Here is a 25,839-nt window from a genome sequence, read left to right as displayed (position 1 = left end):
ATATAGATGTCATTAGATTTAAACTTACTACACTGGCTGTTGGCTGCTGCCCCCATAGTAGCCCTGATTGTCCTCATGGTCGGCATGAACTGGACAGCACAGCAAGCTGGTACGACAGGCATTTTTATTGCGGCAGGTGTCGCGGTATTTGCCTTTGAAGCTTCAACACGTGCCCTTGCCGTGGCCTCTGCCCGCGGCATCTGGGATGCTGTGCCTATTCTCTACGTCATCTGGCCTGCACTGCTGTTGTATCAGATCATGAATCAGTCCGGCGGTTATGATGCTTTGCGGCGCGGTATTTCGCGCATGTCCCGCAATGAGCTTTTTATCATTGTCGCCCTTGGCTGGGTTTTCACCTCCTTCCTGCAAGGGATTGATGGTTTCGGCACACCGATTGCCGTTGTTGCCCCTCTGCTGGTGGCTTTTGGTATGCGCCCTGTTTATGCGGTTGCTATTCCGATCATCGCGCATATTTGGGCAAAGTTTTACGGAACGCTCGGTGTTGGCTGGCTTGCAACTTTGCAGGTTGTCGAAATGGATGCCGCCACCTCCCTCTCCATGGGCTTGCAGGCAGCTATACTGATTGCCATTCAGTCAGTGCTGGGCGGCTTTATGGTTGTGTGGATGTATGGCCGCGCACCTGCGGTTCGCGCTGGCTGGCCACTCGTTCTCATCATCGCAGCCATTCACAGTATCGGCCAGTTTCTGGTGGTCTTTATTGATCCGATTTTGGCCGCTTTCCTGCCTGCCGCCCTTGCCATGCTCGCTCTTTATCCGTTGTCACAATGGTCACGCTACAAAGAAGCGGATGACAGCATTGTGGAACGTCCTGCCATGCGTGAAGAAGCGCATCTGGAAGAAAACAGCGCCGAGCCACCAATGGATATTGTTGCTGCCTTCTCGCCTTATGCTCTTTTGACCATTCTGGCACTGGCCACATCGCTGATCGATCGTCTGCACGCATGGCTTTATATTCCAAGCTTCGGCCTGCCTTTCCCTGCGATTACGACAGGTATGGGCGTTGAAACAGCAGGCACTGCCAGCTATTCGCCGCTGCATATGTTTGCCCATCCGGGTGCAACCATCACAGTGACAGCACTTGTCACCTGGTTCTGCTTCACCAAGCTTGGCTATTTCAAGCAATGGGCCAAAGCCACCGGCAAAGAAATGCCGGGCGTTGTTAAAGGCCTCTTTGCAAGCGCTGTTCCGGCTTCTGTTCCGATCATTGCCTTCCTCGTTATGGCCTCGATCATGAAGCTGTCCGGCCAGAACACCATGCTCGCCCTTGGTATTGCAGCCATTGCTCCGGCCTATGTGTTTGCTTTCCTCGCCAATGGTATTGGAATCTTAGGTGCCTTTATCACCTCCAGTTCGACCTCTTCGCAGGTTCTGTTCTCAGAATTGCAGGTCAATCTGGCTGAAGCAAAAGGCCTGCCGCCATCAACCATTCTGGCAGCTCAAAGTGCCGGTGGCGCCATTGGTAATGCAATTGCCCCTGCCAATGTGGTGATGGGTGCAAGTACAACCGGCATCAATGGTCAGGAGGGTGCGATCTTACGCAAAACAATGCCTTGGACAATCGCGGCATTCGTTCTGACAGGTATTGCCACCGTCATCCTGACTTTGATCGTACAATAAAGGAGACAGATTATGATTAAGCGTATTCTGCAAAATCGTTTGTCTTACCTGAGCGTTTCATTCGTGCTGTTCATCGTGGCGCTGCCATTGGTCAGCCTTGGCACCACGAATGATTGGCACCTGATTTCGACAATCGGCATGGTGGCATTAAGTATTGCCGCCATCATCCCCCCGCTACAGCGTGTGCTGTTTCCTCCCAAAGCTTAAGTAAGCGACTAAACAGTCATCTACTTTTAAAATGAATGAAGGATTTGATATGATTAACGCTGATGGACCAAGAACCGGCAGACCGGCAGTTTTTGCCAAGCGCGGCATGGTCAGCTCCCCACATTATCTGGCTTCGGCTTCCGGTCAGGAAGCGCTTCGTCGCGGCGGTAGCGCTGTCGATGCCGCCATTGCTATCAATGCTACCCTTTGCGTGGTCTACCCTCATATGGCCGGCCTTGGCGGCGATGCTTTTCTGCTGATCGCCGGCGGTAAAGCCAGCGAAGTCGAAGCCATTGAAGCAACAGGCCCTGCTGCCAAACTTGCCACCCGCGACTTTTATAAAAAGCACGGCTATACTGACCAGATCCCGATGCGCGGCGCACTGGCAGCGCTCACCGCACCGGGCGTTGTTGACGGCTGGCGGTTGGCGCATGAGCGCTATGGCAAGCTGCCTTGGGCAGATCTTTTTGCCGATGCTATCCACTATGCCCGTCATGGCATGGCTGTCACCCGTTCGCTCGCCGATTGGCTGGTAACAGATGAAAGCATCCTCAATGCCAATGCCGATATGGCGCGTATCTTCCTGCCTAATGGCAAGCCACAGCGCGACGGTGAGTTTATGGCTCAGCCGGAACTGGCAAAGACCTTTGAATATCTGGCCGAACATGGCGCACGCAAAGGCTTTTATGAAGGCCCGATCGCTCAAGAAATGGCTAAATCGCTCGAAGCACAGGGTTCGCCGCTGCGCTATGAAGATTTTGCCAATTACCACGCTAATTGGGCAAAGCCGATCACCTCAACCTATCGTGGCTATGATGTGTTCCAGCTCCCACCGGCAACACAAGGCTTTGCAGCCCTGCAAATCCTCAATCTGCTGGAGCAATATGATGTCAAATCATGGGGCTACAACACCGCTGCTTATTACCATCATGTGGTAGAAGCGGTTAAAGTGGCTTTTGCTGACCGTGACGAATGGCTGACTGATCCGAAACACGTCAGTATTCCGCTCGATACATTCCTTTCCAAGGACTATGCAGCACAACGCAAACAATTGATCAATGATGATACTGTGCGCGGTTTTGACGATATCGAACCAGGTGTGAAATTTGACGGCAAGTTTGAACATCGTGCGCCGGACGGTGATACAGTTTACTTCTGTACCGCGGACGCAGACGGCATGATGGTTTCCAACATCCAGTCGATCTATCACGATTTCGGTGCAGCTGTGATTGCCGGCAACACCGGTATCATCATGCAAAACCGTGGTTCGTTCTTCTCGCTGGATGCCAACCATCCAAACACGCTGGAACCAGGCAAACACACTTTCCACACCATCATTCCGGCCATGCTGATGAAGGATGGCAAGCCAGTGATGGCCTATGGCACCATGGGTGGCGAAGGCCAGCCGCAGACACAGGCCGCGATGATCACCCGTATGATCGACTTCGGCTTTAACGTACAGCAGGCAATCGAAGCACCACGCTGGCTGATGGGACGCACATGGGGCACGGTATCGCGTGATCTGGTGCTGGAATCACGCACACCTGAAGAGGTTATCCGTGAACTGCGCCTGCGCGGTCATCCGGTTAAAATGGCCAGCGGCTGGGAAGGCACTCTCGGCCATGCGCAAGCTATCCGTAAACATGCCGATGGCTATGAAGGCGGCGCTGACCCGCGCGGTGATGGCATGGCGCTTGGCTTCTAAACAAATAAAAAGACCGGCTGCCCATTGGGCAGCCGGTTTGATCCAATTATAAAAAAACCGCCGGAGATGATCTCCGGCGGTTTTTTTATATCAGAAAATTAGTGAGCTTCGCGCATCTTGGTATATTGTCCGGCTACGCGGTAGCGCCACAAATAGGCTGGCAGAATAGCATCTGCGCCCTGCGGGGTAAGCCCCATGCCCTGCAAGGTGCGCGCTTCAGAAGTCGCTGCATCCGACACAACATTATCCGACTTCAGGAATGTGACCTGATCAGCCGTGATAAGCGGATTTGGCAGCAGGCCAATGATGCGGGCGTTGAATTTTGCTGCCCACCAAGGCATCGAAATGATGCAACGCTTACAATCAAAGTTAATTTGTGAGGCTAAAAATTTACCCGCTTTTATCAAACTTTCTTTCTCCAATAAACAAGAATATAAATCGAAATTCCTGGTGAAAATGGTCTTATTTAAGGGGAGCACGTCACATCTAAATATAGCCTTTAGATCAGAAACTCGAAGGCAGATCGAGAGATGTACGCTCTGGCTTCACTCAAAGTGACCTCGCCCTTATCGACAAGCTGCATGACAGATTTCGCAAGTGGCCGCGCGATCACTTTGTCAGACTCGACCCCCTCTTTCAAAAGTTGCCGAACGACTGCCGACCAGGCATCGATTGGCCGGTCAAGAAAACGGTCTCGCACGTCATCGTCGAACACAAGGAATTCGCGAACAGCGAAGCGGCGGGTGCCGTCTGTCGTCCGGATAAGATGCTGCGTGATGAAAATCTGAAGCGAGCTGATCAGATCGAATGCACGCGCAGCTTGTTCCTCGGCCGGGAACTCCATCGCCATGCGGCGCAAGCCCTCGGCGATCGAGCCGGCATGTGTCGTGGTGTTGACAATGTGACCCTGAATGCTGGCCGCGATACAGCCATTCATGGAGCTATAATCGCGCGCTTCCCCAACGTTGATAATCGCAGGCGCGCGGCGCAAGGATGACCATATTCCAGCCGCAAATGTTGGAAGATCGCGCCCTTCGCCAATTTCCGACTGCCCTATCAAGCTGGCAGATTCACTTTGCTCGTTCAAAATATCGGCAAAGGTGAATTCTATCGGAGCCTGAAAATCCACGATCTTGCGCGGGTTTTCATGGTTTTCCAGATGATGGCGGGTGATGCCCGCCATCGTCGTTGATTTGCCATGTCCGGTTCCGCCGGCGATGACGATGATGCCAGACTTCGGATTGAGAAACGGGCGAAGCTCGTTTTCAAACTGGACTTCATCAAGCGTCGGGGTTCGTGACGGTAATGCGCGCAGTGTCAGCTCAACACCGGAACCGCCATTTTTCGTAATGGGGGTGGCATTGACGCGAAACCGGTAGCGCTCATGCCGGCTGACTTGGACCTCATAGGAGAAATCGAGGCACCTGCCCTGACGCAGGATGCTCGGCGCATCTGAGGAACGCCAGATATAGGAAAGCAGAAGATCTACTTCGGAGCGCAGGAGCGTTCGCCGCGTGCCAAAATGCTGACGGGAATTGATTTGAATGCGGGGGCGCGCTTCTGACTGGATGGTAATGTCAGAAGCGCCCCTTTTCGCCGCACCAACAAGAAAGAGGTCGAAGATCTCTGGCGTGCTATCAAACCGTGACGGCTCATCCTTGAGAACAGATACGAATGTGTCCTTGGGATCGAACGGTGTCTGGTCTAGCCGCGCTTCGTCTATCATTCCTCTTGCCTGTTGCCCCTCTTATTTATTGACCTCAAAGCGCCGGGTGATCGGCTTCCAGCGCCTCGGATCAGAATTGAAGGTAGCAGAATTCTCGATCTTCACACGTCGCTGACCGATAAAGAGTTCTTCCGGCGTTCCTTTCGCCCGAACTTCGCTCGATGTGATAACCATGCTGTTGACCAGACCAGCATCGACAAGCCGACGATACTCGACCATGCCGAGATAATCACGGCGCAGGAGGTTCATATTCTCTTTCAAGGCTTCTTCAGCCTGCATTCGCCCTTGGCGCCAGCCTTCGGCCATATAGCGATCCCACACCTTGCGTTCTTCCTTTTCTGAAGGAAGAAACTGGTCTGATGGATCTGGCGTCTTGTCGATGCCCATGACCAGATAGTCGCGCCAGCTTGGGATGACAGCGACGAGGCGACCGGGTTTCTCAATCCGGTAATACTCGTCTGCGGCAACGCTCTCGCGGCCACCGTCCGTGATGGTGATTGCTTCCTTTGCCTTGCTGACGACAGGCGGCACAACATATCCCGTCTCGCGGGGTGCCTTATAGACCACATCATTGAAATTGAATTCTTGTGAAAGGGCAGAGGATTTAACTTCAAGCTCTTTCAGAATTTCCCATGACCGGCGCTCGTAAGCGGCTTGTGCAGAGTAAGCCAACGCCGCATCGCGCAAGGCTGAATAGCGCGCGGCGTCAACCGCATTGGCTCCTGTGCCGCTGCGGGTTTTCTTGGCAAACTGCTCATAGGTCAAAGGCGCGGATGATCCCCCTGCGAGATTGTCTACGCCGCCTAGCACTGGCGGCGGCGGCGGTTCATCCAGCTTCACGGAATCCGTTGTGGTGCAACCTGCTAATGAAACCGATACGGACATGGCTGCGATGATCGGGAAAAACTGCTTCATAGTCGGGTATCGTCCAGATGCGGGACCGGACTCTTTTCGGGCCGGGCATAGTGAATTGTCATGACGCGCGACGACTGATCTATTTCGAGCCATACCCGCCCTTTCCCCTGACCGAAGGCTTCTCGCAGGAAGCCGAGAAGGGTCATATCCTTATAGTGAACGGCGACAAGAATAGGCGATCCGGAGCGCTCGCCCTTGGCCTGCACACTATATCCGGCCATCGCCGCGGCCTTGCGCGTCACATCATCAAGAGTGCCATTCCAGCGGGAATCCACCGGTTGCAATAAAGCTTCGCCCGGTGTTTCCGGATGGATACGGACAGTATTGCTTGCAAATGGCTCAAGAGCTTTAGGATAGAGCGACGCATATCTTTTCTCCTCGCTAACGGCAGTTAACGATGAATCAAGATATTTTTGAACCGAAAGAGTATCGAAGTTCTCTTTCTTATTTGCGCACGCGCTACAAAGTAGCGCCAATGCAACAACAACTGGCTTCCGCATTTATAGTCGCCTTGTCTAACTTTGTGGACAAGCGATCAAAGAACGATCACCCTCGGGTGATAGTGGTAAAGAATTTGACCGATTTTGCAACATATAGCATTAGAAAAATGCCCTATGCGGTCATTAATGTGAAAAACCCTCGCCCCTCTCATGGCCGCGATCCATCGACTGTTCTTGGCGCAATGAGATTTCATGCCCGCGTTGAGCTGCTTGAACCGTCGATGTGAGTTGATTGGCCTTCGAATATCCCTCAATGAACGCATTCAGCCGCTGCTCGGAAACTTCCGGCATGGCGCGGGACAAACGATCGCGATCAAGATCTCCTGAATTCCCAACACCAAAGCGCTCTTTGACGCCATCGACAAGGCTGCGAAGCTCGCCAAAGGCTTGCTTGTCATCAGCCGTCGCGATCAGCCCACTTAGCTTTTCGACAGGGCATCGCTCGATCCGGCCGATCAGTTCTCGCGCAGCCGGCGACAAGTCTGCCAATGGCTCCCGCATGAGATTCCGGAACCGCTGCTCATGGCGGGTCAAATCGGTACGCAGATTGGTGCGCCTTTGTCCGTAATCATGAAGGGCAGAAAGCGCGTGATCGAGCGATTGAAGGGCTTTATCTCTGGCCGCATCATTGCGCCCCAACAGCGACCGGTTTCCAAGTAACTCGCCGTATGCAAACGGCTTTGCTCGGATCTCTGGAACAAGCCGGAAAGCAGGTACATGGCGCTTATCGACCTGCTCTTTGATCATGGTCAACGTCGTGTCCGGATTCCGCCATACGGCTGAGACGGCCTTGCGCAAATACTGCGCAAAGTTCTGCATGTCCGGATGATTATCAATCTGCACTTCGACGGCTGCCTCAACGCTCTCGTGCCATTCCATCTTTCCGATAATGAGCGGCTTTTCAGGGGTATCGAACATGGCCTGCCTCTTTTCGTACTGATCAATAACGCGCTGCTCTTTGGCCTCGATGTTAAGTGTTTGCGCAATGTCGAGCCTCTGAAGATCCTGCCCTGCTTTCTGACCGGCATGGATCAAAGGCCAGCTTTCGGAGAATGCCTCGAACAGGTGTTCAGGAATGAGCGATCGTAGCTTTACGGTCGCTTCCTCATTCAAATCAGGACCGATCGCAACGGCTGTTATGCGAGGCACGATAGCTGCGATGGCCTTATTGAACTTCACCAGATCATCGGATGCCATGCCGTCGCGCAGTTCATAGCCGATCGCAGTGAACCATCGACGGCGCGCGCGATCTGTATTGGCAGCCTGTGAATGCCCAAGATTGTGCTGCAACCGCGAAAGCGCCTGTCGCACTGCAAGAGTTATTTCAGGGAAACGAACCGGCGCTGGCGTCGGCACAGGGCGTGGGCTTGCGGAGAATTCCGGCTTTGTCTCCCGCTGCATCGTCGGCTTGACCGACGGTCGCAGCGTCTGACTGAATTGTTCTTTGAAGGCGTCCAGGCGCGTGATGACCTTGGACAAACGCGCGCGCATGGCGCTGACCTGATGACGGAATATTTCTCCGATCTCATTCAGGCTCGGAATGCCACGGCGTTCTGCAAACTCTTTGACGCTCTGCTGATAATCGTCGCGCTTTTCATAGGCGAGCGTGGTGTCCTTCATCCGATCGCGCGATAGCTTCTCAACGAGCTTGTCGAGCGATTTGAATTCATCACCGCCAGCGTAAAGATTAACCGACTCTCTATGTCGGCTCAACGCCACATAGGTCATGTGCGCATCCATGCTTGGACTTGCCAGCACATGAACGGTATCGACGGTTGCGCCCTGACTCTTATGGATCGTGGCCGCATAGCCATAATCAAGATTGGCGTAATCGTTTTGAGCGACGACAACATTCCGGCCGTCCGCCAACTGAACGGATATGCGGCCGCGCTTCGCTTCCTCGACCACTGCAAAGGTTCCGTTCTCGACCCCGAGATCTCGGCTCTTTTCCAGAAACACAATGCGGTCACCGACCGCGAACTGGCGGACACCGCGCGCCGTACGGAAGCTGTGTTCGTCCTGAAGTCCGCCACGCTCTTTGATCAATTCACGCGCCGACTGGTTAAGGGCATGCACGTCCACATTACGGTGCGCCAGCATCAGCACATCAGCACCGACCTCCCAATCGCGCGACCAATTGTCGATCAAATGACTGCGGGCTGTCTGACTGTCTGGCTCAAGGTGAACCATATCATTTTCGATATAGCGAGCGATGGCTTCCGCATTGCGCCCGCTACCAAAGTCAATGGTCCCTTGCTGCATCCAAGTTTCACGCTGACGGCGAACTCCGGCAAGCTCAACATATCCCACATCATCCGCGATTGCTCGAAATGCGGCACCTGCAGCAATAGGCTGGAGCTGTCTGGCATCGCCTAGCAGGATCAGCTTTGCGCCAGCATCCTGAACCTTGCTGACAAATTTTTCCATCTGAGACGAGCCGAGCATTCCGGCTTCGTCCAGCACGAAAATATCACCGGACTGTAAGAGATGAAGATCATTTTTCCAGCACGCTTCCCACGACGCAAGGGTACGCGATTCAATGCCAGCGCTTTCAGCCAGACCAACGGCGGCTTTGCCCGCAAGGGCTCCACCAACAACGCGATGACCTTGTGCCTCATAAATTGCACGAACGGCATTCATGACAGTTGATTTACCTGCACCGGCATAGCCGACCATAACGGATATTCCGTTATTCTCTGTCAGGCGACCAATGACGGATTGCTGCTCACTGTCAAACTTGAAGCCGACTTCTTTCTCGACCAGACTGAGGGCTTTTGCAGCAATTTTTGGCGAGGATGAGAAGCTGTCGCGACTCCGCAAAGTGCGCGCCGCTGCCATCATGTTACGCTCAGTTTGCAAAACTTCTGTTGTTGTGAATTTTGGCCGTTCCAGCATTTTGTCGCTGATTGGATCAAACACCGGAGCGGAGATCATAACCTGATTATCTAGGGCTCCCACACGATAGAAAAGAGCTTGGAAGTCAGCATGATTGTCGGTGTAGCGATGGCAAACTCGGGCAACGTCGCGCTCATCGAAAACCGACTTTTCTGCGGTAATCAGCGTTAGCACTATCGACGGATCAGCCATGATCTGTTGACGGCGTTGCGCCTCAATATCCGCATTGACTTTGATACGATCTGAATGCCCGCCCTTGCGATCCATAGCATCGGCAACCGGGCCACGGTGCATCGTAGGTTCGATGGAGATCCCACGTTCCGCATAGGATCGATGGTCTACACGAATATCAAATCCATGCTGCGCAAGGTGATGATTTTGTGTTTCTGCCCACGACTCTCTAAGTGCTGGAATAAGCTCTTTGTCACCGGCGAACTGCCTATAAAGGGCATGACCATTCTTGGAGAACTTGGGATTACCATCTGCATCAAGTGATCGCACATTCTTAGGCCCGAAACCATCATCAGCGAGTGGTCGCAGAACCGTCATAATGTGGACATGCGGATTACCTCGGCTGTCATGATATGCCCAATCGGCAACAACGCCATTTCGCGAAAAGTTGGTTTCAACAAACTCACGCACAAGGGCAATGTTCTGTTCCTGAGAAAGCTCGATAGGTAAGGCCAGTGTCATTTCGCGGGCGACCTGTGCATCACTTCGGATTTCAGCCGCTTCGACCTTATTCCATAAAACTTCGGATGCCTTTGCGGCTGGCATGGAACTTAGCGCTAGAGCCCACGCCGGAGCATTATCAGGGATAGCTATTTCGCTATGAACATTGCCGCGCTTGGCTGTGAAATCATGGGTAGTTCCATAGCGATCATTCGTCATCGTTGCGCAATGACGATAGGCGGCGGCAGCGACGGCACTCTGCCCTGTCGCTCTGCTCAAGACCTGCGCATGAAGATGGAATATCGCCATGCTTTCACAAATATCAGCAAGGTATCGATTTGTCGATACATAAGTGCGCCCTTGGAACTGAACTGCTACGCAGGTCCAGACGGGACTAAGAATGCGTTGGCAAAGCCAACTCTCTCTTTATTGAGTTTTCGCTGCGCTCCACTACTGGTTGTGAATGTTGTTGCTGTATGTTGCAAATCGGATTAGCATTGAATGGCATGAAGTAATTTTCATTGGAGAATGATGAATGGCTAAAGTTTCTAGAGTCTCGAAGATTCAGGAGGAGATTGCCCGACTACAGGAGCGCCTTGAAGAAGAAAGAAGCAAGGAAGCTGAGCGATTGGGTTCGATAGCCGTCAAAGCTGGCCTTGCGGATCTTGAGATCAGCGACCGCGATTTGCTCAAAGCTTTGAAGGAAGTAGCTGCCCGATTTCAATCTTCAGGGACTGAATGATTACGGCCAGCTAAATCAGCACCTGCAACAACTCTACAGGAGGCACAAAGAAGGAATGGCAGCAGACAGACGCAAGGACGCCCATGAAAAAATCATGCTTGGTGGACTGGTCACTAAGGCCGGATTACGTGGCGAAAATCCTGCGTTCATTCTCGGTGTTCTTCTCACTGCCTTTGAACAAAAAGATAACGAGAAACTTCGCGATGCTATGATCGAAAAAGGCAGGAAGGCTTTTGAGAAATGATAACAAAACCTCATGAGCCCTCGCCCAATTTCTTTCTGTTATGCATCGCTGTCGTCATCCTGATTGCACCTCTGTTCTGGTACATGCGATTTGTCGCTCCGACATGGATCGGACCAAATGGACAAACCACTGGCCTGAGTCTTTCTCAGGCTTGGGATTGTGCATTATTCTGGAAGGCTTCAACCTGCCGGATACATCTTGAGCAAGCTGGCTATCCGGCGGTTTCGCAGCTTTCGCGAAACCTTCTTTTGATCTGGACGCCCATCTTGATGGCGTTCGCGATCGCCATTTGGTTTGTCTATGAAAAGTGGCTGCGTATCAGGCACCAGGTCATAGTTTCAGGCATGGTTGTCGAGAAGATGGATGCGCTTCTAAAGGCTGCTGCTTACGAGCAAAAACATAACCAGTATGCCAAGTCGCCGGGCATTCATATGTTCAACGGCTGGCGTTACACATTGCAACGCGAAACGAACCATACTTTCATTTTAGGGGCTCCCGGTGGGGGCAAGACCGTTACCTTCCGCCGCATGATCAACTCTGTTGTTGAGCGAGGCGATAAAGCCATTATCTTCGATGAAAAGGGCGACTACACCAGCATCACACCCAACTCGATCCGCAACGGCGTCGAGGTCTCACCTATCTTGCTTGCGCCGCAGGATGAGCGATCAGCGGTATGGGATATTGCTTCTGATCTGGTGAACTCACAGGATGCGGTTGAGCTTGCGCAACGTCTCATTCCTGATGATGGTCATCCCTTCTTTACGGCATCGGCACGCGCCGTTTTATCTGGCTGCGCCATCAAGCTGATGGACATTAAACCGAAGGAATGGACGTGGCTCGATCTGCTCAATGAGACAAGGCAGGATCAGGAAACCTTGCTGCGTATAATGCTGCGCTATCAGCGTGGTTCCGACATTTATCTTGCTGCCGATTACAAACAAGTCATGTCCACACTCGGCCAGCTCGAAACCAAAATGCATTTGTTGGAAATGCTGGCTACAGCATGGCCGGATTATCATGGCCGTGAGCGATTTTTCTTGCGCGACTGGCTCGTCAAAAAAACGGATCAACGCACCGTCATAGTCCAGCATTCCGGCCGCTATGCAGAATTGTCTGATGGCTGGATCTCGGCCTTGTATGCTGTCGCGGTTTCTACCGTGACAGATAGCAATCTTCTACCCGACGATCCGTTCCGGCGTATTTGGTTCTTTCTCGATGAATGGGGGCAACTGCCTGCCATTAAGGATTTCGAGCGCTTTGTCACCCTCGGACGATCGAAAGGCGTTTGTGCCGTACTCGGCTTGCAGGATCTTTCTCAGATCGCAAAAAATTACGGGCAAGAGGTGTTAGAAGTGTTGATGGCTTCTGTCGGTACAAAGATCATCACGCGCATCAACCTCGGGCCAACTGCCGAACGCATGGAACGCGATCTCGGCGAAACGACCTATTACGAATATCGCCGTGAGACACAGCCCACAGGCGGTGTGAAATGGCAAAAAGAAACAAGGCGCGAGAGCCCCGTTGTTCGCTCCGAGTTCAGCTCCGAATTGGGTGTCGATGCAAAGGGCGTGAAAGCCTTTGTCACAGGAATCGGCAAGAGCGTTTATCAGGTTCACTTCCCTTTCCCTGATGGAAAGTCTGCCCACCGTGATTCCAATAAACCGGCAAAGTGGACATACACTTTCGAGCCAAAGGGTACGTTTACAAATGAAGCCGACATTGACGCTTATGTAAAAGACGTCTTGAAAAAATCCCCACCCGCCCGCGCTGTCCCGCCTAAGCAAGAAAAGCACCTTGCCGAATCTATCGACAAGGCAGGAGACCAGCAGGAGTTATCGCTGGAAAAGGCATATGAGCAGGCCGTCAAGGATGCTCAAAACCGGGCGAAAGTACCGGCCGACAAAGTGTCGGCCGGTAATGAGTCTGAGCAAGTCGATCTGTTTGGACAGTATCGATAAACGTTAAACGTTGGGCGCGTTCTCTTCCGCAGCCCTTGCATCTATCCAAGGCAGATTAATTACCTCACCTTGTCGATTCTTAACGACGAGCAGCTTGGAGTTATACGCGTACAAGCCGTTATAGTTGACACGATATATGAGGCCAAGTTTCTGCCATCTAAGCTTAGCTCTCCGCACTGTATCGCGGAAAACGCCTAGAGCTTCAGCTAACTCGTCGTTTGTTGGTACGCTCCCGTCTGGTTTTGGATTGAGCACCATCCGGCGAAACATTTCATTCCAATGTTTGTTTTTCGGTGGTGGATTATCCGCAATTTCTGAAAGCAATGTGAGATTGACACCGGCCTGACCGGGTTCAATTTCGTCTGCAACGGGAATACCTTCAAATGGTTTTACTGTAATAGATCCCTTCATTCTTTCCGCCGGTCTAGTGTTCCAAGGTTTGACTTTAATTGGTTCGCTTATGGGTGTGATTTATTCTAGGAACATTCCCAACCGATAGCATTTAGGTCTGGCCTGTCAACGGCGTGCTTCAATAGGCAGAACCAAGGCGCGGACGTGCTGACCTAATACTAAAGTCAATTTCGGTCGTTGATACGATGAGTGGCGATTTCCCCCGTACGGGGGAAACGCAAATCACATCGGATCGAAATTATATTAGCAAAGAATGGAGCAAAAATCGATCTGGCGCTCAACATTCGTTTTCTGAATAATAAAAAGTTCATAGAAGTGAAATCCACAAGAAATTTGGGCATTGTCGGCCTACGGCCGACGGGTTTTTTTCTCTGGCTCCGGCCTTCTCTACAGCGCTATTTATTTGCGCGTTCAGGCCTCCGCCTGCTGCGCCTGCTTTCTTCTGAAAGCAGGCTACGGCCCTTCGGGCTGAAAAACCCTTTTGAGCGGAAGGCCGACATATTGTCGGCTCTTACTTTTGCACTTCGGACGAAACAAAGACCCGTCTTTGACGGATCTTCGCTGATGCGGGGGTGAAGGATTTGCCCCCGCCCAGGCGGGGGCAAGGAGGTCAGTCCCAAGGGATGACTGCCATCAGGCTTTCGTCATCCTGCCCCGGATAGCGCCCGAGGTTGGCGTTCAGCTTCGCAAAGCCGGTGTTGACGGTGAGGGTGTAGTAATCGGCGTCCCTCTGGTTCTTCTTCCGCCAGATGCCGCCGATCTCGATGCGGCGCTTGCGCGGGGATTCTGCGAAGAGGCGATAAACCGGAGCCTTGGGGTTCGTGCTGGCGAAAGGTTGGGGGCGTTTGCGGGAGGGGGCGAAATCCTACGTTAAGCCGAGAACGCGCTTACCGTAGTCCCTTAGTTCGCCATTCGGGCCGACATAGCGATAGAGAGTGACGCGCTCGATCCCAAGTTCCTTGCAAAGATCGGAAACGGAAGTGTCGCGCTGCGCCATGGCGGCCTGTGCGAGACGGACCTGTGCTTTGGTGAGGGCAAATTTTCGGCCCCCTTTGCGACCGCGCGCTCTTGCAGCAGCGAGACCGGCCATGGTGCGCTCGCGGATCAGGTCACGCTCGAACTCGGCCAAGGTTGCGAAAATGCCGAAGACCATGCGGCCGGATGCTGTTGTGGTGTCGATCTGAGCGCCCTTTCCGGTCAGCACCCGCAAACCGATATTGCGATCAGACAGATCCTTCACCGTGTTGACCAGATGGGCAAGAGACCGCCCGAGACGGTCAAGCTTCCAGACAACCAGCACATCGCCGTCACGCAATGCTTTGAGGCAGGCGGTCAGACCAGGGCGATCCTCACGGCTGCCGGAAGCGCGATCCTCATAGATCTTGTTTTGTTCGACGCCGGCAGCGCTCAAGGCATCGCGTTGCAGGTCGAGCGACTGAGACCCATCAGCTTTGGAAATGCGTCCATAGCCGATTAACATTTCCGCCATTCCATGACCATGGTGAATGGCGTCGTGAGATACCTTTGCACCCTGTCTTGTGGACCCCTAGATGGTCTCGGTTCATCGAAGAACGTCAGTTTCAAGCCTTCATCAAGCAATGCAGACATGTAAGTGCTCAAGGGGCGATGCCAGTTTCGCACTCGCAAGCCATCCCATTCGAACCACTCTGCCCGTTCACCAAAATAGTTTCCAAGAGGATGGTACGCACGACCGTCTTCGCCTTTGATCCACCCAATTGTGCCATTGGAAGTGCAGAAACTTGTCAGGTTTGCGATCAGAATTCTTCCGCCGGGCTTGAGAATGCGAGTGGCTTCTCGAACCGCCGTGTGTATGTCGTCAATGTCGATAAGGCTCAGGTAGAATACTGCGAGGTCGAACTCTTCATCATAGAAAGGCAATTTCTCGGCAAAAGCGTTGAGATATTTACCAGCTGGATCACGGTTTCGTGCTCTTTCAATAAACGGTTCGATTGGATCAATTCCGACAGCATCGATACCGATCTCCTTTGCCATACGGCAAAACCGTCCTTCGCCGCAGCCGATATCCAACATTTTTGCCGCGCCCGACAATTCGGCTCGTTCCAGCATCGGCTTGTCGAGGATGAACTCGCGCGCGAAATCGCCGGCATCTGGCATTCTGTCGATCCACGCTTGAGAAGAGCTAATCCAACCGTTCTCATCCGGGTCACGTTGGTTCATTGCCTGTTATTCCCTGTTACACAAACGGTGGTTTGAGGCGGTGCGTTTGCCACAAATGATTTGATCGCTGGAAATGTATCTCAACCAGCTTCATAAACAAAGCGTCTTGAACATCCTCGAATTTTGATAAAGGAACATGGATGCCGCGTCGCGTCACTCTCACTGATCGGCAAAGGGACGCGCTGCTGCGTCTGCCAATCTCGCAGGTGGATTTACTCAAGCATTATACGTTGAGTGATGAAGACCTCGGCCACATCAAGCTTCGCCGCCGTCCACACAACAGGTTCGGCTTCGCCCTGCAATTATGCGTCCTGCGCTATCCCGGTCGGGTGCTGGCACCCGGCGAACTGATTCCAGCAGAGGTCGTCGAATTTATCGGCGCACAACTCGGCTTGCATGCCGAGGATCTGGTTGACTATGCCGCCCGTGAGGAGACGCGACATGAGCATCTGGCGGAGTTGCGGGCGCTCTACGGATTCCGCACATTCTCTGGACGTGGTGCGCGCGAATTGAAGGACTGGCTGTTCCGGGAAGCCGAGATAGCGGTGTCGAACGAGGATATTGCCCGTCGCTTTGTGGCTGAATGCCGTCGCACCCGCACGGTTCTTCCCGCGACATCCACGATCGAGCGCCTCTGCGCCACGGCTCTGGTCGATGCCGAGCGGCAAATCGAGGCGCGGATTGCCGATCGGTTGTCCATGCCTATCCGGGAACAGTTACTGGCATTGCTAGAGGAGACGGCTGACGATCGGGTGACCCGTTTCGTATGGCTGCGTCAGTTCGAGCTCGGCTCGAACTCGTCGTCGGCCAACCGGCTGCTCGACCGGCTCGAGTATCTGCAACGTGTCGATCTTCCCGAGGATATGCTTGCTGGTGTTCCTGCTCATCGGGTGACGCGTTTGCGCAGGCAGGGCGAACGGTATTACGCCGACGGCATGCGTGATCTCCCGGAAGACAGGCGGCTTGCGATTCTGGCGGTGTGCGCGTCTGAATGGCAGGCGATGCTTGCTGATGCCGTGGTCGAAACCCACGACCGGATCGTCGGCCGTCTCTACCGGGCGTCGGAGCGCATTTGCCAAGCGAAGGTCGCTGACGAGGCGAACGCGGTGCGCGACACCCTGAAATCCTTCGCTGCAATTGGAGGGGCCCTGGTCGATGCACGAGATGACGGCCAGTCGCTGAACGACGTTATCGCGAGCGGACCAGGGTGGGATGGATTTAAAACTCTTGTCGCGATGGCTGCCAGGCTAACCGCCACCATGACTGCCGATCCGCTCAATCATGTGCTCGACGGCTATCACCGTTTCCGCCGGTACGCTCCTCGCATGTTGCGCTTGCTCGATTTGCGGGCTGCGCCAGTCGCGCTGCCGCTTCTAGAAGCGGTGACGGCCCTGCGTACTAGTTTGAACGATCCCGCGCTGACCTGCTTCCTGCGACCGAGCTCCAAATGGCATCGCCATCTTCGTGCCCAGACGGCTGGTGATAGTCGCCTCTGGGAGATCGCGGTGCTGTTCCATTTGCGCGATGCGTTCCGCTCCGGGGACGTTTGGCTTGCCAAGTCCCGGCGCTATGGCGATCTGAAACACGCACTTGTTCCGGCGCAAGCCGTGGCGGAAAGCGGCCGTCTCGCCGTACCATTGCGGCCGGAGGAATGGCTGGCAGACCGGCACGCTCGCCTCGACATGCGGTTGCGCGAGCTTGGCCGTGCGGCACGCTCGGGCACGATTCCCGGCGGGTCGCTCGAAAACGGCGTCCTGCATATTGAGAAGCTCGAAGCCGCCGCGCCGACAGGCGCCGAAGATCTAGTGCTTGATCTCTACAAGCAGATCCCGCCCACGCGCATCACCGATCTCTTGTTGGAAGCGGATGCAGCGACTGGCTTCACGGAAGCGTTCACGCATCTGCGCACCGGAGCGCCTTGCGCTGACCGGATCGGGCTGATGAACGTCATCCTTGCGGAGGGGGTCAATCTCGGCCTGCGCAAGATGGCCGACGCGACGAACACCCACACTTTCTGGGAGTTGATCCGCATAGGGCGATGGTATGTCGAAGGCGAAGCCTACGACCGGGCGCTGGCCAAGGTTGTCGAAGCGCAAGCGGCGTTACCCATGGCCCGGTTTTGGGGCATGGGTACGTCGGCTTCGAGCGATGGTCAGTTCTTTGTCACCACAGAGCAAGGTGAGGCCATGAATATGGTCAACGCTAAATATGGCAATACCCCGGGCCTGAAAGCCTACAGTCATGTCTCGGATCAGTATGCGCCGTTCGCAACCCAGGTGATTCCTGCAACGGCGAGCGAAGCTCCATACATCCTCGATGGTCTGCTTATGAACGATGCCGGTCGCAATATCCGCGAGCATTTCACCGACACGGGTGGCTTTACCGATCACGTATTTGCCGCATGTGCCATTCTCGGCTACCGCTTCGCCCCGCGGATTCGCGATCTTCCGTCCAAGCGGCTATATGCATTCAATCCTTCGTCCGCGCCGACGCATTTGAAGACCTTGATTGGCGGAAAGATCAATCAGGCCATAATCGAGCGGAATTGGCCTGATATCTTGCGCATCGCCGCTACGATTGCCGCTGGAAGCATCGCGCCCAGCCAAATCTTGCGTAAGCTCGCTTCCTATCCGCGGCAGAACGAACTGGCCACGGCCTTGCGCGAGGTCGGCCGCATCGAACGCACCCTGTTCATGATCGACTGGATTCTGGATGCCGATCTGCAACGCCGCGCCCAGATAGGGCTCAACAAGGGCGAGGCACATCACGCGCTGAAGCGGGCCATCAGCTTCCATCGCCGGGGCGAAATCCGCGATCGTTCCGCCGAAGGCCAGCACTACCGAATCGCTGGCATGAACCTGCTCGCGGCAATTATCATCTTCTGGAACACCATGAAGCTGGGTGAAGTCGTCGCTAACCAGAAACGCGATGGAAAACTGATATCGCCCGATGTTCTGGCTCACGTCTCACCTCTCGGATGGGAGCACATCAATCTCACCGGAGAATATCGCTGGCCAAAGTCTTAGCGTAGGATTCCGCCCCCTCCTGCAAACGACCCCAGGTTCACCGGTGATGTCGATGTCGAAGGACAGCGTTGCGAGATTGCCGGTCAGGTTGTCGGTTTTGGCGTCGAACTTGATGAAGTTTACGAGGTCAGACATTGCGCGATCTCCTTTGCTTGCGTTGTCGATGGACACGGGTAAGGACCGGTTAGAGACCCTGTTGCACCCGCAGGGCCGCAGCGAAGCGAAGGGCGGGATTTAGGAACGATTTTGCTGCGCGAGGAGCGCCGCAGGCGCGGGGAAAATCGTTCCGTTTCCCGTTGCGGCGGGGTCGGCCGGTTCTAGTGGCCTATCGATCGACAACGCGGCCATGCAAAGGAGATATATCCGCTATGTCTCTGGCTCCGAGATATTCATGACTCGACCGCACTGAACGGCCTGATTGACACTCCCAACTTTCCAGCCGCCATCATTCAGGTTCGCGCCTTCTGCAGACGCACCCCGGCCTTGGCGCCGATCATCGATGCAGGCTCCCTCCCTGCACTGCTGCGTCAGGCGGCATCTGACGGAAGAAAACTCGATCGCGCGGCAAATGCTCCCGTCACGATCGACCACAGCCGCGACGGTTAAAACGCTGCTCGCTATCTGACGTGTCTCCGAATGACGAGCTGCGCGGCTTTCATCCGCGGCCGCATTCCTGTCGCCAGTCAGGCGGGGGCAAATCCTCCACCCTCCCCCTGCTACCACCGCAGACGAACAACAAGCCTTCACCGATCAGTTCATTGCCGACTTCGCCAACGCCCGCAGAGAGGGGGCAAGATGCAATTCACCCTGAGCGGAACGATAGAGCATCGACAGGAAATAACGGGCTGGCTTCTGGATCTCGGCCGCGCCGGGCTTCAGGGCTGCCGCGCGCATGATTTTTTCGGCCACAATGGCAAGCGCCGCTAGCGCATTGTGCAGGCCGGCGACCTGTACGCCGGCAATCCATGTTTCGCGCGGTATCTGGATCAGCGTCCGGACTGTTTCGGCGTTCCGTTCTAGATCGTGCCAAGTTTGCAGTCCAATTCCATATTCGGACTGCAATTGGCGGCATCCTAACCGGAGTAAATCGAGGGTTGTTGCTGAATCTGTGTCAGACGGTCTTTCAGCTTGCGCAAAGGCTCCTGCCCGCACAGGCTTTTTTTCAAAAGCCATTTGATCGGCTTTGCCGATCTCAGTCTTATTGACTGATCGGGCGTTAGCCCGATTCCGCTTCTCTTTTACAGAATGTGGGGAGGTTGTAGTTGTATATGGGGGGACAGATTTGTCCTGTGTGGGGGACATATTTGTTTCTTTATTATCAGGATATGCACATTCCTGATCGGTCTCAAATGGGGCATAGAGCGCCAGCACATCGTTTAACAACTCAACGAGCTGAGCCAGATATTCAGGCTGCGAACGCTGCTCATGAAAATGAGGCACCAGACGGTTGAACTGATCCTCGAACCGTTTCGTTTGATGGCCGTCGCGGCGAAGCTGCTCAAGGGCATCAACGATCTGACGGGCGACACCTTGGCATTGGCGTGTTGTCTCGCGCATCGAGCGCCATGTCTCAACATGGGCGCTCGCCAGCTCTTCCAGCTCGGCAAGGCGATGACGTGCTGGCGAAAAGTCGAGGCCGAAGCTTCCGCCTCCTTCGCGGTTCACATAGCGACGGCCGGTCGGGCTGTCGCGATAAGCGACAATGCCCGCCTCGACGAGCGCACGGATTGCGCGTGAAACGGTCTTTTCGCTGACGCCCAGATCATATGCAAGACGCGCATTGGAGATCGCCACAACGGGGCGATTTTCTTGCGTCCAGTCCTTGGCCGGCGAGATCGCCAACAAGGTATCGAGTATCTGATAGGTGTAACCTTTTATCCCTAGGCGACCGGCGCATTTCTTCAATGCGCTCGCCACTTGGGCTTTCGTCACTGGCGTATGATCGCTTTGCATGGCGAGTGCCGCGCTGGCGAGAATGCCAGGCGTCATCTTCCTGAAGCTTGCTATGGTTTGCATTGGTTTCCTCTCCGAAAACCGGGCAAAACAAAGCCGTTCGCAAAAGCTGCGTTTGATGTTGACAGAGGGGGCGGGAGACCATAAATTGGGACTTAAGTTTTCAGGTCCCTCAGAGCGTCGCCAAACGCTTTATGGATTTATCTTTTTGCCCCCCGATGTAGCTTGCTGCGTCGGGGTTTGCTTTTTCCGGGTCTTGTTCTAACTCCAAATCAATTCATCAATACGACTCGTGGCCGCGTAAGCTGTCACGCTACCCTATTTGCAACATAAAGCAAAATGGTACTGGAAACTTTTTTCCATCGGATTTTGCCGGATTTGTCGCAAAAACCTGCATATTCGGGCTTTTGGGGGCAAATTTCCGGCAGTCCTGCCCTATGCAGCTAGGAAACAGCGCTCGAATCGTCCGAGTGCTGGCAGCATGAATCCATTCATGCCAGATTCGTAAGCAAGACGCGATGAAAGCTTTTCAGGATCTGCGAATAGATCTGCGCGTCGCTGCCGCTGATCTGGCAGCCGGTACGAAAGGAGCGATAAGGCAAGATTATCGTTCTTTGTGTGATTCGCTGCCCTTGTGCGGTTAACTTTTGGCTAACTATGATTTCCGCACTTGATAAACAGTTAGCTCACATATGAGCTGATGTGTATCGGACATATCAGATGCTAATTTCGTGTATAGACTACAGAAGTAAGCTACCTATTCGCTGGAAGAGTCAGGCAACTCCTCTTCCGAGCGTCAGCGGCGAAACGATTGCAACCTTCGTGACGTTGACTGACATTTCCCCGTTCAAAAGGCGCATCGCCGATTTGTCGGGCAAATATGAGAAGCTGCAAAGCTTCAACACCAAATTGCAGGAACTGGCGGAAACGGACGCGCTGACCGGCCTTGCCAATCGGCGGGGCATGGAGCGCTTCGTCTGCACCGAAATGCGCCGTTGCCGTCGAGAAGAAAGGCCGCTTTCGGTCGCCCTGATCGACATAGATTATTTCAAACATTTCAATGACCGCTTTGGTCATCTTGCCGGTGATTGCGCGCTGCATCAGGTCGGCGGGGTCATACAACAATCGATCCGCAGGCCGGGCGATTGTGGTGCGCGCTTCGGCGGGGAGGAATTCATTGTGATCTTGCCAGATACTGATCTGGCTGGTGCGCAGCATGTCTGCGCTACCATTCAGCGCGCGATTTCCGCGCGCGCGATCACATATGAATCCCGCCCTTGCGAAAACCTGACCGTCAGCATTGGCATTTCCGGCACGTCCAAGATCGCGCGCGATCTCGATCTGACTGTGTTTCGCGAAGCACTTTTCCGCGCGGCGGATCTCGCCTTGTATGACGCAAAGGGGGCGGGGCGGAATAGCATTCGCATATGGCAAAAACAGATTGGAGCGCCCTTTTTGCCAGACGTCGAACCGCTCTTGCCGTAAGCAAGAGCGGCCGATTATTCCGCATTTATGCGGCTTCCTGCTGCTGATCGTGGCTGGCATTGGGCTGCAAGCCATGCATGAACGATACGGCGCGTTCGGCGTGTGAAGCCGCCTGAAAGATGGCGCGTTTGTCATTTTTCAGCACGGCCAGCCATGACTGCAAATAGGCTACGTGATCTTCGCGGGGTGTGATTCCAATGCCAAGATCGGCGGCAAGAAACACGCTTCCCAATTCTGCAATTAATTCCTCGCGCGCGCGATCTTCTTTGTCTCTGTGATAGCGCGACAGGTCACGATCAAGCCTGTTTTTGGCTGCTGTCCAATGCGTGAATTCATGCGCCAGAATGGCCGCGTGTGCTTCTGCCGAAACGAATGAATCGAATGGCGGCATCTGAATGTGATCGGTGACGGGCGAATAATAGGCTTGATTTCCGCCTTCTCGCACATCGGCTTTCAAGTTGCCGAAAAACGCTTCGGCCTCTGCGATGCGCTGCTTTGGCTCGGTGTTTTTCTCCGGCATAAAATAGAAATGTTCCGGCAGGTTCTCGATCTGGTCGGCGTTAAAAACGCTATAACCCTTCATGAAAGGGATGCGCGTTTCGACGGTTTCGCCGCTTGGGGTTTCCTGCTCTTTTTCGATTGCACCCGCGTAAACGACAAGGGCGGATTTAGAGCCTTTGACCACCTGCCCGCCAAGCTCCTGCACTTGCTTGTATGTCATCCAGTAGGCCGAATTATAGCCTTTTTCGGCGGCTTCCATCCAAAGCAACAAGGTATTTATGCCCTGATAGCGGATGCTGTTGTGGCGCAATGGTCGGCAAGGTGACGTGCCATTTCCCCACGGCTGCATCCAAGGGCGCACGCCCTGCTCCATCTGCTCGATAATTTTCGCGGTGATACGCTCATACACATCTGCGCGTGGTGTTTCGTTTTTTGCTGATTTTGAGATTTTAGCCATTTCGGTTTTTCCTTTTTTCCTGTTCCCGCAGGGGCAGGAGCCCCGCTCCTGCTCCCGAGCAGTCGGCGAACCGACCGGAGAGAGGGGGGCAACAGTCAAAACCGGAGGGGGATCACCCGCCCGAAGGGACTGGCATTTGCGCGGATCCTGCGCGGTACGCGCTCAATCCGTGCAAATGTCTGGTGCTGCACAAAGGCCACCAAAGCGGCATCGCCGCCTGGTCGGCCTGCGGAAGTACGGGGAGACCGGTTTTGGCTGTTGCGGGGGAGAGACCGGCGGCCGATCTTTCCCCCATTCAGAAAATCAGGTGAGCCGCGCAGCGGCTCTCATTGATGGGGTGGCGCCTTCGCGCCGCCCTTCCCGCGTCAGTCGATCGTGACCCTATGGGCCGAAACGGGCTTGACGTGAGCCTTGGCGTAGCAGCGAATGGGCGGGCTTGGATGCCAAGACCGTTCATTGCGTTGTGGAGACTGGCAAACGGCGAGGCTGGTTCGGTGAGCTGGCCGTCAGTGCCGGCGAATAGAGCGCGGTGCCATTGGCAGACGCTATCAATTGATTTGTTTTATCGATGGATAAATTCTTCTAATACCTTGGTCCTATACTATAGTCGATGCTTGAAATTTTCTTCCAAGCTGCTCTAAATACGCCCCACACAGTGAAGTTCGTTGGCTATACGTATCATATATATTCCTCTCGTTTCTGTGTGCATTTCGAGCGGAATACTGGATCGAACGCCCCTGCCTCAACGGCTGCGCAAACGATTTTCCCCACGCCTGCGGCGTTCCTCGCGATCCAAAATCGCTTGGCTACGCCGTCCTCCACTGTGTTCCGGCCCTTACGGGTGATGCAGAGCCTGAGTTCGCTCCGTTTCATCCGCATTGGCACAAGAAATGGAGAGGAATACTCTGATGACGAACCTAGTGAACTACATCAAGTTTGACGGCGATAAGGTCGCCGGAAACATTGCAACCATCACGTTCGATATCGACCTCGTAGGCGAAGCGGTTAACAGCGAAAATCCCAAAGCTCCTGTTTACCGCCTTTATGGCAAATCCCCCCGCAATCGCCGGATTGAGATCGGCGGGATATGGCGCAAGAAAAATCAGCGCGATTGCGATTACTACACACTTACCGTCAGCACTGGCTTTGCCAAGCTAAACGCCAACCTCGGGCGCTATCCGGGGCAGGACGATGACAGCCTGATGGCCGTGATCCCTTGGGACTGAAGCAATAAGGGCGGCGACAACGCCGCCCCTTCCCTGCCACGCCGCAAGTGCGGGCAGCACATAGCAAAATCCCCCATTTTGCTTTATGTAGCATCTCGGAAGTGAGGTGCTTTATGATTCAGAAAAACTTGCTCTTATGCGCGCTTGTGCTCGCGATCGGCGGTGCTGATGCGGCTGCGCAGAGCATCAACAAATGGCCGATCTGTGGTCGTGCCAAGCGCATTACCTGCATTGTCGATGGCGATACATTTTGGATGGATCGTGTCAAATACCGGCTTCAGGGTGTGGACACGCCTGAAACCGGCGATGGTGCCAAATGTGCGCGGGAACAAAAACTTGCTGATGCTGCAACTCTTGAATTGCAGCGGCTCATGGAAACGAACCACCTCTATTTCCAGCGTCACCACAATGACCGCTATGGGCGGGTTATAGTGACGGTGCGAACGCAATCAGGTGATGACATTGCCGATCTGCTTGTTCGCAGCGGTCACGGTCGCCCCTATTATGGCGGCCGTCGCGATGCATATGAATGGTGCCGTGGCGGCTGATTATGCGCGGATTGCCTTCGCGACTGTTTCAGGCGCTTGCTGGATGACCTTCAAAAACAGAACTGCGGAACGATCAGGTTGACGGCGATTTTGCTCCCAATCCCTGATTGTTCCAGCGGACAGACCGTAGCGCTTGGCAAATTCGGCTTGCGACAGTTTCTGACTTTTGCGGATCGCGGCAACATCGATCGTTTCTGGAACGAACACCGCTGCGGGTTCAGCCCGACCTTCAGCGATAGCAAGTGCTTCCTCGGCACTCTGGATAAGCTCTATAGCAAAACTCATGCTTTGTCCTTTCTATGCCTGTAGGCATCAGCAAGCTTTGGCAGGATTCGGGCCAGCTCGTTGCGTTCCGCCTTTGTCAGATTGCCCTTCTCGTTCTTGCCGTAGATTGCGAGGGCAAAGACTGGAATATCCCCGCCCCCGAAATAATGTATCGTGCGGAAACCTCCGCTTTTTCCTTGGCCTTCGCGGGCATGGCGCAATTTTCGCGCACCGCCTGTTCCGGCCATTAGCGCCCCAGCTTCGGGATCGGCGGCGATCATGGCAATAATTTCCTGAAGCTCGTCGTCGGAAAGGCCACATCGCTTAGCCTGCGCCAGAAAGATTGTTGTCTGGATTACGCTTTGCATCGGTCATCACTATACGGCATTGCCGTATAGATTTCAAGACGCTATACGGCAATGCCGTATAGCGTCCGCGCATGCGGATTGGGTGGGGAAGGTGCGGAAACGATGTTGTCACGTTAAGTTTCTCTGACCGGAAAGGCCCGTGGCTCGTAGATATTCAGGCGAAACAGGCCGCAATTTTCCATGCATCGAAAGCTTCGAA

21 protein-coding genes and 2 pseudogenes are annotated in these 25,839 nt (G+C 54.2%); 10 read left to right on the top strand and 13 right to left on the bottom strand.

Translation table 11 applies throughout. The features are described 5' to 3' along the window. Window positions 1-6 precede the first annotated feature (6 nt). From P8H26_RS17260 to ggt, 3 genes are read left to right on the top strand one after another with little or no spacing between them, the layout of a single operon-like run. Window positions 7-1,638 carry an L-lactate permease gene (locus P8H26_RS17260; RefSeq protein ID WP_184219527.1) on the top strand — a complete coding sequence of 544 codons (1,632 nt, stop codon included), beginning with the start codon at window positions 7-9 and terminating at the stop codon, window positions 1,636-1,638. A gap of 12 nt (window positions 1,639-1,650) precedes the next feature. Continuing rightward, on the top strand, window positions 1,651-1,845 hold the full coding sequence (locus P8H26_RS17255) for a hypothetical protein (RefSeq protein ID WP_289634349.1): 195 nt from the start codon (window positions 1,651-1,653) through the stop codon (window positions 1,843-1,845). Window positions 1,846-1,894: 49 nt separating this feature from the next. Further along, window positions 1,895-3,550 (top strand): gamma-glutamyltransferase, encoded by a 1,656-nt coding sequence (gene ggt, locus P8H26_RS17250; RefSeq protein ID WP_289634348.1) that lies wholly within the window; start codon window positions 1,895-1,897, stop codon window positions 3,548-3,550. 98 nt (window positions 3,551-3,648) lie between these two features. Here the strand turns inward: ggt and P8H26_RS17245 are convergent. The 5 genes and pseudogenes from P8H26_RS17245 to traA form a co-directional block, all read right to left on the bottom strand. Further along, window positions 3,649-3,909 (bottom strand): annotated as a pseudogene (locus tag P8H26_RS17245) (complex I NDUFA9 subunit family protein); the annotation flags it as partial. A gap of 140 nt (window positions 3,910-4,049) precedes the next feature. Next, window positions 4,050-5,276, bottom strand: coding sequence for a type IV pilus twitching motility protein PilT (locus P8H26_RS17240; RefSeq protein WP_151653965.1), 1,227 nt, complete (start codon window positions 5,274-5,276; stop codon window positions 4,050-4,052). A gap of 21 nt (window positions 5,277-5,297) precedes the next feature. Continuing rightward, window positions 5,298-6,191: a type IV secretory system conjugative DNA transfer family protein gene (locus P8H26_RS17235; protein WP_289634347.1), complete on the bottom strand. Its 894-nt coding sequence runs from the start codon at window positions 6,189-6,191 to the stop codon at window positions 5,298-5,300. Continuing rightward, on the bottom strand, window positions 6,188-6,691 hold the full coding sequence (locus P8H26_RS17230; protein WP_289634346.1) for a DotD/TraH family lipoprotein: 504 nt from the start codon (window positions 6,689-6,691) through the stop codon (window positions 6,188-6,190). The genes P8H26_RS17235 and P8H26_RS17230 overlap by 4 nt, the downstream gene beginning before the upstream one ends. 123 nt (window positions 6,692-6,814) lie before the next feature. Further along, window positions 6,815-10,567, bottom strand: a complete 3,753-nt coding sequence (traA, locus tag P8H26_RS17225; protein WP_289634345.1) for a Ti-type conjugative transfer relaxase TraA — start codon at window positions 10,565-10,567, stop codon at window positions 6,815-6,817. Window positions 10,568-10,793: 226 nt separating this feature from the next. On the opposite strand from traA, the gene P8H26_RS17220 reads away from it, so the two are divergent. The 3 genes from P8H26_RS17220 to P8H26_RS17210 are packed head-to-tail and all read left to right on the top strand — an operon-like array spanning window position 10,794 to window position 13,202. Beyond that, complete coding sequence (locus P8H26_RS17220; RefSeq protein ID WP_138787531.1) at window positions 10,794-11,000, top strand: TraC family protein; 207 nt, start codon at window positions 10,794-10,796, stop codon at window positions 10,998-11,000. 55 nt (window positions 11,001-11,055) lie between these two features. After that, window positions 11,056-11,244, top strand: coding sequence for a conjugal transfer protein TraD (locus P8H26_RS17215; protein ID WP_138787532.1), 189 nt, complete (start codon window positions 11,056-11,058; stop codon window positions 11,242-11,244). Further along, window positions 11,241-13,202, top strand: coding sequence for a type IV secretion system DNA-binding domain-containing protein (locus tag P8H26_RS17210; protein WP_289634344.1), 1,962 nt, complete (start codon window positions 11,241-11,243; stop codon window positions 13,200-13,202). The genes P8H26_RS17215 and P8H26_RS17210 overlap by 4 nt, the downstream gene beginning before the upstream one ends. Before the next feature lie 3 nt (window positions 13,203-13,205). Here the strand turns inward: P8H26_RS17210 and P8H26_RS17205 are convergent, their stop codons facing one another. The 4 genes and pseudogenes from P8H26_RS17205 to P8H26_RS17190 form a co-directional block, all read right to left on the bottom strand. Then, window positions 13,206-13,613, bottom strand: a complete 408-nt coding sequence (locus P8H26_RS17205) for a hypothetical protein (protein ID WP_138787534.1) — start codon at window positions 13,611-13,613, stop codon at window positions 13,206-13,208. A gap of 610 nt (window positions 13,614-14,223) precedes the next feature. Further along, window positions 14,224-14,427 (bottom strand): annotated as a pseudogene (locus P8H26_RS17200) (DUF736 family protein); the annotation flags it as partial. 51 nt (window positions 14,428-14,478) lie between these two features. After that, the gene (locus P8H26_RS17195; protein ID WP_024899851.1) at window positions 14,479-15,093 is read right to left on the bottom strand and encodes a recombinase family protein; all 615 of its coding nucleotides are present in this window, start codon (window positions 15,091-15,093) and stop codon (window positions 14,479-14,481) included. Beyond that, window positions 15,087-15,812, bottom strand: a complete 726-nt coding sequence (locus tag P8H26_RS17190; protein WP_289634343.1) for a class I SAM-dependent methyltransferase — start codon at window positions 15,810-15,812, stop codon at window positions 15,087-15,089. Before P8H26_RS17190 ends, P8H26_RS17195 begins: the two co-directional genes overlap by 7 nt. Window positions 15,813-15,952: 140 nt before the next feature. On the opposite strand from P8H26_RS17190, the gene P8H26_RS17185 reads away from it, so the two are divergent. Then, window positions 15,953-18,838, top strand: coding sequence for a Tn3 family transposase (locus P8H26_RS17185; protein WP_289634342.1), 2,886 nt, complete (start codon window positions 15,953-15,955; stop codon window positions 18,836-18,838). 750 nt (window positions 18,839-19,588) lie between these two features. Here P8H26_RS17185 and repC read toward each other — a convergent pair. Continuing rightward, window positions 19,589-20,854, bottom strand: coding sequence for a plasmid replication protein RepC (gene repC, locus P8H26_RS17180; RefSeq protein ID WP_289634341.1), 1,266 nt, complete (start codon window positions 20,852-20,854; stop codon window positions 19,589-19,591). 759 nt (window positions 20,855-21,613) lie between these two features. Here repC and P8H26_RS17175 point away from each other — a divergent pair. Then, window positions 21,614-22,276 carry a GGDEF domain-containing protein gene (locus P8H26_RS17175; RefSeq protein ID WP_289634340.1) on the top strand — a complete coding sequence of 221 codons (663 nt, stop codon included), beginning with the start codon at window positions 21,614-21,616 and terminating at the stop codon, window positions 22,274-22,276. A gap of 25 nt (window positions 22,277-22,301) precedes the next feature. On the opposite strand, the gene P8H26_RS17170 is transcribed toward P8H26_RS17175, so the two are convergent. Further along, on the bottom strand, window positions 22,302-23,234 hold the full coding sequence (locus tag P8H26_RS17170) for an ArdC family protein (protein ID WP_289634350.1): 933 nt from the start codon (window positions 23,232-23,234) through the stop codon (window positions 22,302-22,304). Between the two features lie 908 nt (window positions 23,235-24,142). On the opposite strand from P8H26_RS17170, the gene P8H26_RS17165 reads away from it, so the two are divergent. After that, window positions 24,143-24,460, top strand: a complete 318-nt coding sequence (locus P8H26_RS17165; protein WP_151653988.1) for a DUF736 family protein — start codon at window positions 24,143-24,145, stop codon at window positions 24,458-24,460. Between the two features lie 113 nt (window positions 24,461-24,573). Continuing rightward, complete coding sequence (locus P8H26_RS17160; RefSeq protein WP_289634339.1) at window positions 24,574-25,008, top strand: thermonuclease family protein; 435 nt, start codon at window positions 24,574-24,576, stop codon at window positions 25,006-25,008. Here the strand turns inward: P8H26_RS17160 and nadS are convergent, their stop codons facing one another. Then, the gene (nadS, locus tag P8H26_RS17155; RefSeq protein WP_289634338.1) at window positions 25,009-25,293 is read right to left on the bottom strand and encodes a NadS family protein; all 285 of its coding nucleotides are present in this window, start codon (window positions 25,291-25,293) and stop codon (window positions 25,009-25,011) included. Beyond that, entirely contained in the window at window positions 25,290-25,640 is a 351-nt protein-coding gene (locus P8H26_RS17150; protein WP_289634337.1) for a type II toxin-antitoxin system RelE/ParE family toxin, read from the bottom strand. The genes nadS and P8H26_RS17150 overlap by 4 nt, the downstream gene beginning before the upstream one ends. Window positions 25,641-25,839 lie beyond the last annotated feature (199 nt).

Origin of the sequence: Pseudochrobactrum sp. sp1633 (assembly GCF_030376605.1) — a bacterium.
Lineage (GTDB): Bacteria > Pseudomonadota > Alphaproteobacteria > Rhizobiales > Rhizobiaceae > Pseudochrobactrum.
Note: the sequence above shows the minus strand (reverse complement) of the source record. Positions and strands in the feature narration are given on the sequence as shown.

Bases quoted from the DNA above. Each gene is read 5' to 3' on its own strand.
- P8H26_RS17220 (WP_138787531.1), top strand. From the start codon at position 10,794: ATGGCTAAAGTTTCTAGAGTCTCGAAGATTCAGGAGGAGATTGCCCGA.
- P8H26_RS17210 (WP_289634344.1), top strand. From the start codon at position 11,241: ATGATAACAAAACCTCATGAGCCCTCGCCCAATTTCTTTCTGTTATGC.
- P8H26_RS17240 (WP_151653965.1), bottom strand. From the start codon at position 5,276: ATGATAGACGAAGCGCGGCTAGACCAGACACCGTTCGATCCCAAGGAC.
- P8H26_RS17150 (WP_289634337.1), bottom strand. From the start codon at position 25,640: ATGCAAAGCGTAATCCAGACAACAATCTTTCTGGCGCAGGCTAAGCGA.
- P8H26_RS17205 (WP_138787534.1), bottom strand. From the start codon at position 13,613: ATGAAGGGATCTATTACAGTAAAACCATTTGAAGGTATTCCCGTTGCA.
- P8H26_RS17185 (WP_289634342.1), top strand. From the start codon at position 15,953: ATGCCGCGTCGCGTCACTCTCACTGATCGGCAAAGGGACGCGCTGCTG.
- P8H26_RS17170 (WP_289634350.1), bottom strand. From the start codon at position 23,234: ATGGCTAAAATCTCAAAATCAGCAAAAAACGAAACACCACGCGCAGAT.
- P8H26_RS17160 (WP_289634339.1), top strand. From the start codon at position 24,574: ATGATTCAGAAAAACTTGCTCTTATGCGCGCTTGTGCTCGCGATCGGC.
- P8H26_RS17260 (WP_184219527.1), top strand. From the start codon at position 7: ATGTCATTAGATTTAAACTTACTACACTGGCTGTTGGCTGCTGCCCCC.
- P8H26_RS17255 (WP_289634349.1), top strand. From the start codon at position 1,651: ATGATTAAGCGTATTCTGCAAAATCGTTTGTCTTACCTGAGCGTTTCA.
- traA (WP_289634345.1), bottom strand. From the start codon at position 10,567: ATGGCGATATTCCATCTTCATGCGCAGGTCTTGAGCAGAGCGACAGGG.
- P8H26_RS17235 (WP_289634347.1), bottom strand. From the start codon at position 6,191: ATGAAGCAGTTTTTCCCGATCATCGCAGCCATGTCCGTATCGGTTTCA.
- nadS (WP_289634338.1), bottom strand. From the start codon at position 25,293: ATGAGTTTTGCTATAGAGCTTATCCAGAGTGCCGAGGAAGCACTTGCT.
- P8H26_RS17215 (WP_138787532.1), top strand. From the start codon at position 11,056: ATGGCAGCAGACAGACGCAAGGACGCCCATGAAAAAATCATGCTTGGT.
- repC (WP_289634341.1), bottom strand. From the start codon at position 20,854: ATGCAAACCATAGCAAGCTTCAGGAAGATGACGCCTGGCATTCTCGCC.
- ggt (WP_289634348.1), top strand. From the start codon at position 1,895: ATGATTAACGCTGATGGACCAAGAACCGGCAGACCGGCAGTTTTTGCC.
- P8H26_RS17195 (WP_024899851.1), bottom strand. From the start codon at position 15,093: ATGTTAATCGGCTATGGACGCATTTCCAAAGCTGATGGGTCTCAGTCG.
- P8H26_RS17230 (WP_289634346.1), bottom strand. From the start codon at position 6,691: ATGCGGAAGCCAGTTGTTGTTGCATTGGCGCTACTTTGTAGCGCGTGC.
- P8H26_RS17190 (WP_289634343.1), bottom strand. From the start codon at position 15,812: ATGAACCAACGTGACCCGGATGAGAACGGTTGGATTAGCTCTTCTCAA.
- P8H26_RS17165 (WP_151653988.1), top strand. From the start codon at position 24,143: ATGACGAACCTAGTGAACTACATCAAGTTTGACGGCGATAAGGTCGCC.